Origin of the sequence: Fusicatenibacter sp., assembly GCF_050872605.1 — a bacterium.
Taxonomy (GTDB): domain Bacteria; phylum Bacillota; class Clostridia; order Lachnospirales; family Lachnospiraceae; genus Fusicatenibacter.
Window position 1 is genome coordinate 39,275 of the sequence record NZ_JBNMHD010000019.1, and the last position, 15,453, is coordinate 54,727.

Annotated in this window: 18 protein-coding genes; 17 read left to right on the forward strand and 1 reads right to left on the reverse strand. The window is 46.2% G+C overall.

All coding sequences use genetic code 11. The annotated features are described in order from the left end of the window. Positions 1-29 precede the first annotated feature (29 nt). From ACY2VT_RS07520 to ACY2VT_RS07595, 16 genes are all read left to right on the forward strand, one after another. Positions 30-710, forward strand: coding sequence for a dihydrofolate reductase family protein (locus ACY2VT_RS07520; RefSeq protein ID WP_461874283.1), 681 nt, complete (start codon positions 30-32; stop codon positions 708-710). A gap of 42 nt (positions 711-752) precedes the next feature. Next, positions 753-1,256 (forward strand): kinase, encoded by a 504-nt coding sequence (locus ACY2VT_RS07525; RefSeq protein ID WP_461874284.1) that lies wholly within the window; start codon positions 753-755, stop codon positions 1,254-1,256. A 78-nt stretch (positions 1,257-1,334) separates the two neighbouring features. Beyond that, complete coding sequence (locus ACY2VT_RS07530; RefSeq protein WP_461879464.1) at positions 1,335-2,309, forward strand: GNAT family N-acetyltransferase; 975 nt, start codon at positions 1,335-1,337, stop codon at positions 2,307-2,309. A gap of 33 nt (positions 2,310-2,342) precedes the next feature. Beyond that, entirely contained in the window at positions 2,343-4,031 is a 1,689-nt protein-coding gene (locus ACY2VT_RS07535; RefSeq protein WP_461879462.1) for an AAA family ATPase, read from the forward strand. Between the two features lie 15 nt (positions 4,032-4,046). After that, positions 4,047-4,610: a class IV adenylate cyclase gene (gene cyaB / locus ACY2VT_RS07540; RefSeq protein WP_461874287.1), complete on the forward strand. Its 564-nt coding sequence runs from the start codon at positions 4,047-4,049 to the stop codon at positions 4,608-4,610. A gap of 33 nt (positions 4,611-4,643) precedes the next feature. Beyond that, positions 4,644-5,105, forward strand: coding sequence for a hypothetical protein (locus ACY2VT_RS07545; protein ID WP_461874288.1), 462 nt, complete (start codon positions 4,644-4,646; stop codon positions 5,103-5,105). Positions 5,106-5,129: 24 nt separating this feature from the next. Continuing rightward, positions 5,130-5,585 carry a GNAT family N-acetyltransferase gene (locus tag ACY2VT_RS07550; RefSeq protein WP_461874289.1) on the forward strand — a complete coding sequence of 152 codons (456 nt, stop codon included), beginning with the start codon at positions 5,130-5,132 and terminating at the stop codon, positions 5,583-5,585. A 13-nt stretch (positions 5,586-5,598) separates the two neighbouring features. Then, a complete protein-coding gene (locus tag ACY2VT_RS07555; RefSeq protein ID WP_461874291.1) occupies positions 5,599-6,138 on the forward strand; it encodes a GNAT family N-acetyltransferase in 540 nt (179 codons plus the stop codon). 20 nt (positions 6,139-6,158) lie between these two features. Then, positions 6,159-6,566: a hypothetical protein gene (locus ACY2VT_RS07560; protein ID WP_461874292.1), complete on the forward strand. Its 408-nt coding sequence runs from the start codon at positions 6,159-6,161 to the stop codon at positions 6,564-6,566. Between the two features lie 67 nt (positions 6,567-6,633). Next, positions 6,634-6,894, forward strand: coding sequence for a DUF4160 domain-containing protein (locus ACY2VT_RS07565; RefSeq protein ID WP_461874293.1), 261 nt, complete (start codon positions 6,634-6,636; stop codon positions 6,892-6,894). Positions 6,895-6,912: 18 nt separating this feature from the next. Continuing rightward, the gene (locus ACY2VT_RS07570; RefSeq protein WP_461874294.1) at positions 6,913-7,197 is read left to right on the forward strand and encodes a DUF2442 domain-containing protein; all 285 of its coding nucleotides are present in this window, start codon (positions 6,913-6,915) and stop codon (positions 7,195-7,197) included. 12 nt (positions 7,198-7,209) lie between these two features. Beyond that, positions 7,210-8,037 (forward strand): Cof-type HAD-IIB family hydrolase, encoded by an 828-nt coding sequence (locus ACY2VT_RS07575; protein WP_461874295.1) that lies wholly within the window; start codon positions 7,210-7,212, stop codon positions 8,035-8,037. Positions 8,038-8,225: 188 nt separating this feature from the next. Continuing rightward, positions 8,226-9,155: an acyl-CoA thioester hydrolase/BAAT C-terminal domain-containing protein gene (locus ACY2VT_RS07580; RefSeq protein WP_461874296.1), complete on the forward strand. Its 930-nt coding sequence runs from the start codon at positions 8,226-8,228 to the stop codon at positions 9,153-9,155. 75 nt (positions 9,156-9,230) lie between these two features. Then, on the forward strand, positions 9,231-9,359 hold the full coding sequence (locus ACY2VT_RS07585; RefSeq protein WP_461874297.1) for a methyltransferase: 129 nt from the start codon (positions 9,231-9,233) through the stop codon (positions 9,357-9,359). Positions 9,360-9,387: 28 nt separating this feature from the next. Further along, a complete protein-coding gene (locus ACY2VT_RS07590) occupies positions 9,388-9,924 on the forward strand; it encodes a flavin reductase (RefSeq protein WP_461874298.1) in 537 nt (178 codons plus the stop codon). A gap of 13 nt (positions 9,925-9,937) precedes the next feature. Beyond that, complete coding sequence (locus tag ACY2VT_RS07595) at positions 9,938-10,516, forward strand: methyltransferase family protein (protein WP_461874299.1); 579 nt, start codon at positions 9,938-9,940, stop codon at positions 10,514-10,516. 60 nt (positions 10,517-10,576) lie between these two features. Here the strand turns inward: ACY2VT_RS07595 and ACY2VT_RS07600 are convergent, their stop codons facing one another. Then, entirely contained in the window at positions 10,577-11,713 is a 1,137-nt protein-coding gene (locus ACY2VT_RS07600; RefSeq protein ID WP_461879463.1) for a glycerate kinase family protein, read from the reverse strand. Positions 11,714-12,330: 617 nt separating this feature from the next. Between ACY2VT_RS07600 and ileS the strand changes: the two genes are divergently transcribed. Then, positions 12,331-15,450, forward strand: a complete 3,120-nt coding sequence (gene ileS, locus ACY2VT_RS07605; protein WP_055222021.1) for an isoleucine--tRNA ligase — start codon at positions 12,331-12,333, stop codon at positions 15,448-15,450. The last annotated feature ends 3 nt before the right edge of the window (positions 15,451-15,453 follow it).

Here is a 15,453-nt window from a genome sequence, read left to right on the forward strand (position 1 = left end):
AATAAAATTACAATTTGGGGAGGAATAGGATGGATAGACCAATCACAACTCTGTTTATGCTGATGTCCGTAGATGGAAAGATAAGTCCCGGTGCATCAGATGATTTAGATGTAGATCAGGATTTCCCGAAGATAGACGGGTTGAAAGAAGGGCTGCACCAGTATTATGAGATCGAGCAGACAACTGATCTCTGGTCTTTTAATACAGGACGCGTGCAGGAAAAGATGGGGGTCAATAAAAAGCCTTTTCCTGATAAGAGTCCCGTTTCCTTTGTTTTACTGGATAACAGCCATTTAACGGAGCATGGTGTAACATATTTCTGCAGGAAATCCAAAGAATTTGTGCTGATTACATCGAATAAGAACCATCCTGCCTGTCACGTGAAGGAAAGGAATCTCCATATTATTTTTCAGGAAAAACTGTCGCTGAAAGATGCTTTTCGGGAATTAAAAGAATCGTATGGATGCGAGAGATTAACAATCCAAAGCGGCGGAACGGTGAACGGATTGTTCCTTCGGGAAAAGCTGTTTGATTATATTGATATCGTTGTAGCTCCGGTGTTGATTGGCGGGAAAGAGACTGTTTCTTTAATAGACGGAAGTTCCATTCTTGCAGAAAATGAACTCTCTCGGCTGGGAGTATTGAAGCTCATAGACTGCACCGTTTTAAAGGACTCATATATCAGAATCAGATATCAGGTGATGAGCTGAAAATTACTATTTCGAGGATGGATAATGGACGATTGCTTACAGATGAATAAATTAATTGTTTTAAGAGGAAATTCCGGCAGCGGAAAAACAACCATTGCGAAGGAACTGCAGCAGATGTTCGGAAATAACACGATGCTGATCTCGCAGGATGTCATCCGAAGGGACATACTTAAAGTCAAAGACGGAGAGAATACAAAAGCACTGCCGCTGTTGGAAGAGCTTCTGCGGTATGGAAGAAAACACAGCGAGATTGTCATTCTGGAAGGGATTCTGAATGTAGAATGGTATCGTGCGTTATTTGAACTGGCAGTAGATTTATATGGCAAAAATATATACGCCTATTACTTCGACATCCCCTTTGAGGAGACCGTGAAGCGTCACAAAACAAAGCCGAACTGCAATGATTTCAGCGCAGAAGACATGCGGAGATGGTGGAACGAAAAAGATTACGCACCTGTTCTGCAGGAAACCAGAATAACGGCAGATCAGGATAAAGAAAGTATTGTTCATGAGATCTATCATACCGTGGTATCCGATGGAAAATAACAATGGCAGAGTTATAATCGAAAGGGAGCAGAGTGTCATATGATTCGAAATTTTAAAAACAGTGATTTGTCTTCCATTATGCAAATATGGCTTACGTCTAATACAGAGGTACATAATTTCGTCCCGGAAAAATACTGGACGGATCATGTTGAAATGGTGAAGGAAATGCTTCCGCAGGCTGAAATCTATGTATCTGAAAATGAAAATATACAACAAATAGATGGATTCATAGGGGTGAATGAGGATTACATAGAAGGAATTTTTGTGAAGAAAAGTATGCGGTCAAAAGGGATAGGAAAACAGTTATTGGATTACGTGAAGAAAATAAAATCGCAGATCAGCTTGAGCGTATATCAGAAAAATAAAAAAGCAATTTCCTTTTACCAAAGAGAGCATTTCACGATTGAGGGAGAAGGTATGGATGATGATACCGGAGAAAAAGATTTTTTTATGATCTGGCGCAGGAAAAGGAACACACCTGTTTTAGAAACCGAACGCCTGATTTTAAGAAAATTTACAGAAGAGGATATGAACGCACTTTTTCTGATTTTAAAAGATGAAGAAGCGAATCAATTCCTGCCCTGGTATCCTGTGAAAAATCTGGAGGAAACGAAGAGTTTTTTTGAAGAAAGATATGCTTCCAGATATGCACAGCCGCAGGCCTATGCGTATGCCATCTGCCGGAAGGAAGATAACGTTCCGATCGGATATATGAACGTCGCGACAGAGGAATCCCATGATTTCGGCTATGGAATCCGCAGAGAATACTGGCACCAAGGGATTGCCACAGAGGCCGGCAAAGCCGTAGTGGAGCAGGTGAAAAAAGATGGATTGCCTTATATTACGGCAACGCATGATCAAAATAACCCAAGAAGCGGAAAGGTCATGCAGAAACTGGGCATGAAATACTGCTATTCCTATGAAGAACAATGGCAGCCTAAAGATTTCCTGGTTATCTTCCGAATGTATCAGCTTAATTTTACGGCGGATGATGATTTTGTGTATAAAAAATATTGGAACGAATCAGAGAATCACTTTATAGAAAAAATGTGATAGAATGAAAAAAACAGGAAAGGAAGCGAGCTCATGAAATCAGTAATTTCCATTGGAAATCAGGATTTTGTATCCATCAGAAAGAATCACTGTTTTTATATTGATAAGACGGATTTTATCAGGGAATGGTGGGACAATCAGGACAGCGTTACCCTGATCACCCGTCCAAGAAGATTCGGCAAGACCCTGAATATGAGTATGGTCGAATATTTCTTTTCTGTAAATCATTCCGAATGCAGTCAATATTTTGAAAACCTTGCCATTTGGAAAGAGGAAAGATTTCGCAGACTGCAGGGAACGTATCCAGTGATTTCACTCAGCTTTGCCGATATTAAGGCAACCACGTATGAATCTGCAAGAAGAGCAGTTATTCGTAAGTTGGTGAAATTATACAGCACTTTTGAGTTTGTCAAATCCAGCAAAGTATTGAATGAAAAAGACCGTGCCTATTTTGATTCCGTTGAGGAAAATATGTCGGATGATGCAGCAGCTGTAGCCATTAATTATCTGTCGGATTATCTGAGCCGCTATTACGGAAAAAAAGTGATTATTCTTCTGGATGAGTATGATACCCCTTTGCAGGAATCGTATATTCATGGGTATTGGGAAAATCTTACCGCGTTTATCAGAAGCCTGTTCAATTCCACCTTCAAAACGAATCCCTATATGGAACGGGGGCTTCTGACAGGAATTACAAGAGTCAGTAAAGAATCCATTTTTTCGGATCTGAATAACCTTGAAGTTGTAACAACAACGTCAGAAAAATACAGCGGTTCGTTTGGATTTACGGAAGAGGAAGTCTTTCATGCGCTAGAGGAAAATGGGGTGTCCGATGAAAAAGAAACCGTCCGTTACTGGTATGATGGATTTTCCTTTGGAAAACGGAAGGATATTTACAATCCGTGGTCCATCACAAAATATCTGGATACGGGAGAATATGGAACGTACTGGGCAGACACCAGCGGAAATATGCTGATTTCTAATCTGATCCGCCGGAGTCCTGCAAAAATCAAGACAGAAATGGAAGATTTATTAAACGGCGGAGTGATCTGCACAGAACTGGATGAGCAGGTAGTTTTTGAACAGCTTGGAAGAAAACGGGGAGTCATCTGGAGCCTGATGCTTGCAAGCGGCTATCTGAAAGTGGATCAGTATGAAATGGACAACAGAACAGGAAAGCGTCAGTATGATCTGAAAGTGACAAATCATGAGACGATGCTGATGTTCGAAAAGATGATAGAGGACTGGTTTACAGAAGAAGAGTCTGCGTATGGCAATTTTAAAGATGCTCTGCTTGCAGGGGATCTGGATTATATGAACCAGTTTATGAATCAGGTAGCACTTCAGACATTCAGCAGTTTCGACACGGGCGGAAAACCATCAGAGGAACTCGAACCAGAAAGATTTTATCATGGATTTGTTCTTGGCCTGATTGTCGATCTGGCCGGAAAATACAGAATCACATCCAACAGAGAAAGTGGATTTGGACGGTATGATGTAGTAATGGAACCACTGAAAGAAAATCTGGATGCGATCGTAATGGAATTCAAGGTTCAGAATACATCAAAAGAAAAGTCGCTGGAACAGACGGTGGAACATGCACTTCATCAGATTCGGGAAAAACAATACGACACAGAACTGCTTGCCAGAGGAATTGCAAAGGAACGGATCCGGCATTATGGATTTGCGTTTCGGGGGAAGGAAGTGTTGATTGGTAGTTGAAGAGAAAGGGCAGTTATGAGTGTCGAGGTAGAAATAAAATTAAAAATTGAGGATAAAACACAGATTCTGACTTCTTTGAAGCAGCTTGGTTTTGAAAAGAAAAAGCTGGTTATGGAAACAGACACCTACTACACAGCCGAACATCACGATTTTGCCAGACTAGATGAAGCGCTTCGTGTTCGGAGTATTGAGAATCTGGATACGGGAGAAAAGACGGCGGCGATTACTTACAAAGGGGCAAAAATGGATACCGTTTCCATGACACGAAAAGAGCTGGAAACGGAAGTCAAAGATGCGACAGTCTGCAGAGAAATCCTGGAAAACATTGGATTCCAGCCAGTTCCGAAAGTGGAAAAACAGAGACAGTATATGCAGAACGGAAACATAACCGCATGCGTAGATACCGTAACCGGCCTCGGCGAATATCTGGAGCTGGAAATCCTGGCAGAAAAAGAAGAAGAGCGGGAAGCTGCGCTGAAAGAGCTGGAAGAGATTCTTCAGAAATTAGGGTATTCCATCAAAGATACGATAAGAAAATCGTATTTGTCGATGCTGCTGGCGAAGAGCAGTGCGATGTGATAAAAATTTGAAAGCTGGAGGAATGAGTGGGGAATGGAAAAAGAAAAATTAAATGAACTGTTCGAAAAATGGTGTAAGAAGCTGAGAATTGTTCCTGCATGGGATGTAAAGCTGGAATTTGTTGATGATCCTGAATGGAGAAAAACCGGAGATTTCAAAATAGACTGTGATGACAGAAAAGCGATACTGCTGCTGAATACAGGTAATCCCAAACAGGAGAATCTCGAAGAAGTTATCGTACATGAACTGATGCATCTCAAGATGTATCCTCTTGACCAGGTGACAGAGTCCCTTATTATGAATACCTTCGAAGAAGGCAGCGCTGCAAGTAATTTTGCTTATCAGCAATTTTTCTGCGCACTGGAACAGACGGTGGAAGAAATGGCAAAATGTTTTCTGCTTGAATTTGGAGAAAATAAGAATTTGTCATATGGCAGATGCAGTGGGATGAAATCTTTTGATGAATTATACGAGGGATTGAAAAATATAGATTGAAAAATCCGGGTTAAGGAGGGAGATATGTCTATTACGATCCGAAACTATCAAGTATCTGACTGGAATGCGATCCAGAAGATTCATGATGAAAGCAGAAAAATTGAGTTGAAACTTGCGGGATTGGAAGATGCATTTTTGCCGCTTTGTATTGCGGCAGAAAGAGAAAATCTTTTTGATTATCCAGGACTTTTTGTTGCGGAAGAGGATGGTCAGGTTGTTGGCTTTGTAGCCTGTTCGGAGGAAGAACTGGCCTGGCTGTATATTGATCCTGCCCATATGAGAAGAGGAATAGGAAAGAGACTGACAGCTTATGCAATGCAGATGTTTCCTGAAATCCATTCTATTGAAGCTTTGGTGGGAAATGAGCCGGCGAGAGCACTTTATGAATCCATGGGATTTGAAGTGACCGGCATAGAAAGCGGGAAAATGCCGGGGAATGAAGAGTTTGCTGTAAAAGTATATTTGCTCGAACGCAGATGAGGGAGGAAAAACGATGTTAGAGACCGAACGATTAATTTTAAGAAAATGGACCGACGCGGATGCCGAGAGTCTGTTTCATTATGCAAAAGATCCTGCAGTCGGACCGGCGGCGGGATGGCAGCCACATCAGTCAGTGGAGGAAAGCCGGAATGTGATCCGGAATCTTTTGAACGGGGCAGAGTGCTATGCGATCTGCGAAAAAGGAAGCGATGAAGCAATCGGTTCCATCGAGCTGCGGTTAAACGGACATACCGATATGACCGACCGCGACGATGAATGCGAGCTTGGCTACTGGCTGGGCAAACCATTCTGGGGCCGCGGCTATATGCCGGAAGCAGCAAAAGAAATCCTGCGTCATGGCTTCGAGGATCTTGGCATGAATGTCATCTGGTGCGGTTATTACGACGGCAACCAGAAGTCAAAAAGAGTACAGGAAAAACTCGGATTTACCTATCACCACACTTGCCAGAAAGTCCCAGTGCCGCAGATGCACGAAGTCCGGGTCGGCCATACGAACCAGATGACGAAAGAGCAGTGGGAAAAGGTGCGTTAGAAATTTGAGGAGGAATCCTTATGAAGAAAAAACGATGCACAATCATAGCAGTAATCATCCTTCTGGCGGCAGCGCTGTTGGCGGTATGGTATTTTCTTCCGACGACATTTTTAAAAGGAGTCGCCTCATCCGACGTAACACTGATTTCCGTTTTCGACGGCAATACCGGCGAAAGCTTTGAAATTTGTGACGCAGATGAGATTCGCTGTATCGTAGAAAATATCCAGAACACCAAAATGAAAAAAGACAAACTTTCTCTGAACTATACTGGCTACAGCTTCCGCATGAAATTCTGCAGCGAAACAGGAAAAGAACTCGCCAGCTTTATCCTGAACAGCGAAAGCACCATTCGCAAAGACCCATTTTTCTACCGCTGTGACGGCGGCCTGTGCTATGATTATCTGAAAGAACTGGAGGAGAAAAGCTGAGAAGATCTTTCTAGCATATGTTTAGAAAAAATGTTACACTATAAAAAATAGAAAGGGGATGCAGCACATGCCGGAGATATCATTATTTTATGGGATTCGGGTAACAATGTATTATAAAGACCATATGCCTCCTCATTTTCATGCAGAATATAATGGGAATAAAGCATTGGTCGACATTAATCATATACAGGTAATAAAAGGATCATTGCCAAATAAGCAATTACGTCTGATTTTGGCATGGTGCACCATTCACCAGGATGAGTTAATGCAAAACTGGGAGCTGGCAAAGGATATGAAGCCTTTAAACAGAATTAATCCACTGATATAAGACGTGAGGTGAAAGTCTATGAATGAATATTTTCCTACGGTTGTACAGGTGATTCCATTAGATAATTTTCATGTACAGGTCTTTTTTGATGACGGAAAAATCGTTGATTATGATGCAACGGATGATTTGAAAGCAGAGATTTTTGCACCGTTAAGAGAAATTGAGAAATTCAAAGATGCATGTACCGTTATGAATGGAACACTCGCCTGGGATATTTCCGGAGAATGGGATGAAACAAACTGTATAGATATTGATCCATTTACATTGTATGAGATGGAAGCAGTGAATGATAGGATTGCGTAAGAGGAGAAAATCATGAAAAACGCATACAAACTGATCGCCGTAGACATGGACGGAACGCTGCTGCAGTCGGATAAGACAGTTCATGAGGACACCGTCAGAGATATCCAGGCGGCGGTCGATGGCGGGATTCCGGTTGTGTACTGTACCGGCCGGGCGGTGGTGGAGTTGGAGCCGTATTTTGCGGTTCTGCCGATGATGCGCTATGCGGTCTGCTACAGCGGCGCACTGGTGTATGACAGCGCGGAGAGAAAGGCCATTTACCGGGCGGAGATTGCGCGGGAATACATAGAAAAGATTGTGCGAACGGCAGCAGAATACAAGGCAATGCCGCATATCCTGACGGAAAACGATTCGATCGTTTCATCCAGTGATATCCAGCATATGGACCAGTTCCGCATGGGGGTTTATCAGCCGCTGTTTTTAAAAGTGGCGACGCAGGTCGAGAGCATGGAAGAGGAAGCCAAGCGGTACGATTCCATTCCGAAAATCAACATCTATTTCCGCTCCGAAGAGGACCGGAGCCGGGCGTATGAGGAATTAAAAGCCCTGCCGCTGACCTTCGCATTTGCCGAGAAAACGTCACTGGAAATGACCGCGGAACATGTGACAAAAGCAACCGGCCTTGCGCAGCTTGCAAAGCGTTTGGGCGTAACCCTCGGCGAGACAGTCGGTATCGGTGATGCAGACAATGACCGCGCTGTGCTTGGCAGTGTAGGTTTCCCAGTTGCGATGGGAAATGCAAACGATGAGATCAAAGCAATTTGTAAATATATTACCGCCGATAATGACCATAATGGCGTTGGAGCAGCAATCCAGTATCTCATGGGTGAAGAAAAATAGTTTACGAAGCAGCCGGCCGCCCCGAAACAATCATTTCCGGGCAGTCGGCTATTTTGCGTTTTTGTAGAAGAATACTCAGCCTCAGGAAACAAATTTGGATTCAAGTTGCTTTTTCCATTTCTCCCGTTATAATGAGAGTTAGGAATGTATAACTGAAATCTGGATTTGAAAAAACGAGGGCGAATAATATGAAAAAACAGTTTTTTGAAACAGAAACAGATGGCTTCTACGCAACCTATTATGAAAATCCAAACGGTGCCGACCATGCCGTCATCGGCCTGTTCGGGGATGATCCGAATGACTACATGGCGAAATGCGGTGCAAAATGGCTGCACAGAAATGGCGTGAACGCGCTCTGTGTATCTCCCGGAAAGAAAAATTACAGTCATGTCAACTATCCGCTGGAGCGTATCGAGTCCGCGATCCGTTGGCTGAAAGCGCATGGAAATAAAAAAATCGGTATCATGGGAATGAGCACAACGGCAATGGTTGCGCTTGCCGCCGCATCGTATCTGCCGGAGCTCACACTGACCGTCAGCTTTACCGGCAGCGATTTCGTATGGCAGGGTTTTAAACAGGGCAAGCGGGACGGCTGCCGCGAATGGCCGGTTCCGAATGCATCGACGATTTCCTGGAAAGGCGAGCCGCTTCCTTACATGCCGTTCGTGTACGAGCATCCGACCTACTGGCACAAAGTTGAGGAAGAAACAAAAGGCTCCGGAGATATCGAGCGGTCAACATGTCTGTTTATCGACTCCGAAAAAGTAAGATCGCACACCGAGGAAGAAATGATCAAAGTCGAAAACATTCAGGGAAAACTGCTGCTGATCGGCGCAGACGATGATTCTTTCTGGGAGGCCGGAAAATACGTCCGCCGCATGGACAAGCGTCTGCAGGAGCGCCCGCACACCTGCGAATACGAGGCCCTCGCCTACGAGCACGGAACCCATTTCGTCCTGCCGGAAGGCATGCTCCGCATCGCACTCCCGATCGGCCTGAAATTTGTGATGCGCTTTGTATTCAAAGCCGCAAAAGATTATCCAAAGGAATGCGAGGCAACGCGAAAAGACATCGACCGAAGAGTTACGGCAGCGCTGAAAGAATGGACAGCAAAATAAAGACAAAAGTTACAGAATGAATAGGTGGGTTTTATGCAGGATTAGCAAAAATCTGATGGGAAAGGGAATGGTATTTTGAACAACGGCTTCGAACTGAAAGCCGTGGAGGAAGCCATGCCGCCGGAAACAATGATGGACATCCCGGGGATGAAGGATGAGCTGCGCCGGCCGATGATGCTGTTGGTGAAAGCAGTAAAAAAATAAAGAGAAAAGAACATGGGAGGATTTTACAATGAAAGATTTTAGACAGGAAGACTACAAGGTATTTGAAATGTTCGACAAACAGTGGGCGCTTGTCACCGCCGGCGGAATGGATCATTTCAACAGCTGTACGATCGGCTGGGGAAGCCTCGGAAATATCTGGGCAGCCGACCGGAAAACCATTTCAACCGTAACGGTTTATGTGCACCCGGCGCGCTACACAAGTGAGTTCCTGAAAGAAAGCGACACCTTCACCGTGAGCTTTTACCCGGATCAGTACCGCAAAGCGCTGGGCTACATGGGCGGTCACTCCGGCCGTGACGGAGACAAAGCTGCCGCCGCAGGCCTCACCCCGGCTGCCATCGGCGACGGCGTAACATACGAGGAGGCAAACCTGACCTTCCTCTGCAAAAAACTGTATCAGCACCAGTTCGCCAAAGAAGATCTCGCACTGGAAATCCAGGAATACTACGCTTCCATGCCAAAAGTCTACCCGGATTTCAAAGGAGGCTGGCAACCGCATATCGTGTTTGTGGGACAGATTCTTGGCGTGGAAGACAAACGATAAAAGGCGGTGAACCATGGGATTTCAACTTGGGGCAATCGCAGTTTTGCTCGTATTTTACGGATGCTATCTGGGAAAAATGATGGCACAGAGACGCCAGGGAATCCAGACGGATCAGATGGGAAAAGGAAAAGCAGGGAAAACAAAAGCGATTGAGCTTACCATGAAAACCGCTACGTTTCTGGTGCTGATCGTGGAAGTCATCAGCATCTGGCGCAGTGCCTCATCCATGCCGCCTGCTATGCGGGTGATCGGATTTGTACTTGCGGTCTGCGGCGATGTGGTTTTCATCGTCTCCGTTCTGACCATGCGCGACAGTTGGCGCGCGGGCGTTTCCGAAACAGACAAAACAGAACTCGTTACCGATGGAATTTACCAGATCAGCCGTAATCCTGCGTTTCTTGGATTCGATCTGGTCTACCTGGGAATCCTGCTGATGTTCTTTAACGGGATTTTATGCGCAGCATCCATCTTTCCGATGGTGATGTTTCACATCCAGATCGTGAACGTCGAAGAGCCGTTTCTTGCGAAAGCATTTGGAAAGCCATATGAGGAATACAAGAGAACCGTAAACCGTTACCTTGGAAGAAAATAAAGAAAATACAAGACCATTTTTTCCTGCAACAATCATAACAGGAGAAAACGGTCTTATCTTTTAATGAAGTAAAAACAGCCGAAAAGCCTGCTCCACCGTATTTGTCATATTTTCAGCAGCATTTTTCACATCCATAGCCTCCTTAAGTGAAACGACGCTTCGCAGAATCGGGAAAAAGGCATCAATTCCGGCAGCGTTACATGCGGATGCGTCTTTTGTGACACAGCCGGAGAATGCGATGACCGGTTTGCCGTATTCTTTCGCCAGCTTTGCAGCCCCGATCGGTGCTTTTCCCATCACGGTCTGCCCGTCGAGCCGTCCCTCGCCGGTGATGACAAGATCGGCATCGCGCACATCATCCCGAAGTCTGATTTCGTCCAGCACAATCTGAATCCCCGGCTCGAGAACTGCCGGCAGAAATGTCTGAAAAGCAAATCCCAGACCGCCCGCGGCCCCCGTTCCAGGCGCAGCTGGATCAGCTTTTGGAAACTGTTTCTGACAGAGGGAGGCATAAGAGGCAAGCGCCGAATCCATCCGCGCAATCATGTCTGCATCCGCCCCTTTCTGCGGCCCGAAAACTGCGCTGCACCCGTTGAAACCGCAGAGCGGATTCGTCACATCACAGGCAATGCGGAAGGTACATTCCGACAGTTCCGGCAGAACGTGGGCTGTTGTAATCGCGGCGAGAGATTCCAGCCCAATCGCACCAAACGGAACCTGTTTTCCATCCGCGGCGAGCATTCCAAACCCAAGTGCCTGCAGCATTCCAATTCCGCCGTCATTCGTTGCGCTTCCGCCAATTCCTACAATAAAATGGCGGCAGCCCCGCAGCACTGCATCCCGGATGACTTCACCCACACCGTACGTCGTCGTATACAGCGGATTCCGCTCCGCGCCCGACACCAGCGTAATGCCCGCAGCCCCGGACATTTCAATGACAGCCGTGTGTGTCTGCTCGATCACACCATGCTGGCACAAAACCGTCTTACCAGCCGGGCCCGTCACAGGAACTGATACAAACCGTCCGCCCAGCCCTTCCGTCAAAGCCTGAACCGTCCCTTCCCCGCCGTCCGCCAGTGTCCGGACAACTGTCTCCGCTTCAGGTTTCACACGATGAATCCCTTCTGCAGCCGCCTTTCCAGCCTGCAAAGAAGAGAGGCTTCCTTTAAAAGAATCAATTGCAATCACAACTTTCATTATTTTTCTCCTGATTTCAAATATTTCTCAATCCGACACTCATGTACCTTCGTCTTCTTATCATAATTAACACCAACCAGCAGAATATCCCCTTTGACTTATACCCCGATTTTACCATTCCCCCATCCAAATAGCAACGCACACCCCCGAAAATCCTGTAAAATCGCGGAAAAGAACCGATAAAATATGCTTTCCGCTCTTGACAACGCTCACAGCCCCTAGTTATAATAAGGCATGAAAAACGATGACGAAGACAGTAGTCTGCGCGTGAACGGTCTGTGGAAAGCGAGCCGGGGATGGTGGGAGTCCGGTACAAGTAGCGGCAGGTGAACATCACTTCCAAGTTGCAGTTCTGAATCTGTGTACCCGGTGCATAAAATATAGAAAGCCGGAGAGCAGTGTTAAGAAGTTGCCGGCCGTTCCCCGTTACAGGAAATGCATATGATAGTATGTAACAGGTGGTTACGATAAGTACAGCTTTCGTCCTATTACAGGGCGGGAGCTTTTTCTTATTTTACGCGAGTAACGAGTCAGAGCCTGTGTCTGCACGCGACCCTGGCGACTGCCGCGATAACGAGCAAATCAAACGAGAAACTTAAGTTTCAGGAGGTACAAGCATGTACAAGAAAGTTTCAACCGACATGAACTTTGTCGAGAGAGAAAAACAGGTTGAGAAGTTCTGGGAAGACAATCAGATCTTCGAAAAAAGTATGAAAGTGCGTGAAGGAAATCCGTCCTACGTGTTCTATGACGGACCGCCGACCGCAAACGGAAAACCGCACATCGGCCACGTAGAGACCCGTGTTATCAAGGATATGATCCCGAGATACCGTACCATGAAGGGTTATCAGGTACCGAGAAAAGCAGGCTGGGATACCCACGGACTGCCGGTAGAGCTGGAAGTTGAGAAAAAACTCGGTCTGGACGGAAAAGACCAGATCGAAAAATACGGCGTAGAGCCATTCATCGAGCAGTGTAAAGAGAGCGTATGGAAATACGAGGGAATGTGGGAAGACTTCTCCCATACCGTTGGCTTCTGGGCTGATATGAAAAACCCATACGTTACGTATCATAACGATTACATCGAGTCCGAGTGGTGGGCATTAAAAGAGATCTGGAAGAAAGGTCTTCTGTACGAAGGACACAAAATTGTTCCTTACTGCCCGCGCTGCGGTACCCCGCTTTCTTCCCACGAAGTAGCGCAGGGATACAAAGATGTCAAAGAACGTTCAGCCGTTGTCCGCTTTAAAGTAAAAGGCGAGGACGCTTACATCCTGGCATGGACCACCACACCGTGGACCCTTCCGTCCAACGTTGCACTCTGCGTCAACCCGGATGAGGATTATGTAAAAGTAACAAGCAAAGGATATACCTATTATATGGCAGCTGCTCTGGTAGACACCGTTCTCGGTGAGGGCGCTGAAATCCTGGAGCATTATCAGGGTAAAGATCTCGAGTTCAAAGAGTACGAGCCGCTGTTCCCGTACGCTGAGAAGAGAATCGGAAACAAAAAAGCATACTATGTAGTCTGCGATACCTACGTAACACTGACCGATGGTACCGGTGTTGTTCATATCGCCCCTGCATTTGGTGAGGACGACTCCAAAGTCGGCCACAGATACGATCTTCCTTTCGTACAGCTCGTAAACGAAAAAGGTGAAATGACCGAGGAAACTCCTTGGGCGGGCACCTTCTGCAAGAAAGCAGATATGGCGGTTCTGCAGGCACTCGAGGACAAGGATCTTCTGTTTGATGCACCGCTGTTTGAGCACAGCTACCCGCACTGCTGGAGATGCGATACTCCGCTGATCTACTATGCACGTGAGACCTGGTTCATCCGCATGACTGCAGTAAAAGAGGATCTGATCCGCAACAACAACACCATCAACTGGATTCCGGAGAGCATCGGAAAAGGACGCTTCGGCGACTGGCTGGAAAATGTTCAGGACTGGGGACTTTCCAGAAACCGTTACTGGGGAACTCCGCTTCCGGTATGGCAGTGTGAATGTGGCCATCAGGACTGCATCGGCAGTATCGAAGAGCTGAAAGAAAAAGCCGACAACTGCCCGGATGACATCGAGCTTCACCGCCCATACATCGACGCAGTGACCATCAAGTGCCCGAAATGCGGTAAAGAGATGCACCGTGTACCGGAGGTTATCGACTGCTGGTTCGATTCCGGCTCCATGCCGTTCGCACAGCATCACTATCCATTCGAGAACAAAGAAACCTTCGAGAAACAGTTCCCGGCACAGTTTATTTCCGAGGCTGTAGACCAGACACGTGGATGGTTCTACTCCCTGCTTGCAATTTCCACTCTGCTGTTCAACAAAGCACCGTACGAGAACGTTATCGTTCTTGGTCTGGTACAGGATGAGAACGGACAGAAGATGAGTAAATCCAAAGGAAATGCGGTAGATCCGTTTGACGCACTGCAGACCTACGGTGCCGATGCGATCCGCTGGTACTTCTACACCAGCAGTGCTCCGTGGCTGCCGAGCCGTTTCGCAGGCAAGACGGTCGTGGAAGGACAGAGAAAGTTCATGGGAACCCTGTGGAACACCTACGCGTTCTTTGTCCTGTATGCAAACATCGACAACTTCGATGCAACAAAATACAGTCTGGAATATGACAAACTGGCTGTTATGGATAAATGGCTGCTGTCCCGTCTGGAATCCACTGTAAAAGCAGTAGACGACAACCTGGCAAATTACCGTATCCCGGAAGCGGCAAAAGCACTGCAGTCCTTCGTGGATGATATGAGTAACTGGTATGTACGCCGCTCCCGTGAGCGTTTCTGGGCAAAAGGCATGGAGCAGGATAAGATCAATGCTTACATGACTCTGTACACCGCACTGGTGACCGTTGCAAAAGCAGCAGCTCCGATGATTCCGTTCATGACAGAGGATATTTATCAGAACCTCGTAAAGAGCATCGATGCAAGTGCACCGGAAAGTATCCATCTGTGCGACTTCCCGGAGGTACATGAGAACTGGATCGATCCGAAGATGGAAGAGGATATGGCAGACCTGCTGGAGATCGTCGTTATGGGACGTGCCGCAAGAAATACTGCCAATATCAAAAACCGTCAGCCGATCGGAACCATGTACGTGAAGAGCGAGTTCCAGCTTTCCGAATTCTACAAAGAGATCATCGAGGACGAGCTGAATGTCAAAGAAGTTGTATTTAAAGATGACATCGCAGATTTCATCAGCTACAGCTTCAAACCGCAGATGCGTACCGTAGGACCAAAATACGGAAAACTCCTGAACAAGATCAAAACAACCCTGTCTGAGCTGGATGGAAACAAGGCTATGGCAGAGCTCAAGAGCACCGGCGAACTTAAACTTGACATCGATGGACAGGAAATTGTATTATTAGAGGAGGATTTGTTAATTGACATGGCACAGATGGAAGGCTATGTATCCGAATCCGACCATACAATCACCGTTGTTCTGGATACCAATCTGACTCCGGAACTGATCGAGGAAGGTTTTGTTCGTGAGCTGGTAAGTAAAATCCAGACCATGCGTAAAGAGGCCGGCTTTGAGGTTATGGACAAGATCAGAGTATATGCAAAAGACAACGACAAGATTGTAAGCATCATGAAAAACCATGGTGATGAAATTAAATCTGAAGTTCTGGCAGAAGAAATCGTGACTGGAGAGACAAAGGGCTATGAGAAGGAGTGGAATATCAACTCCGAAAAGGTTACCATGGCAGTAGAGCGTATCTAAGAA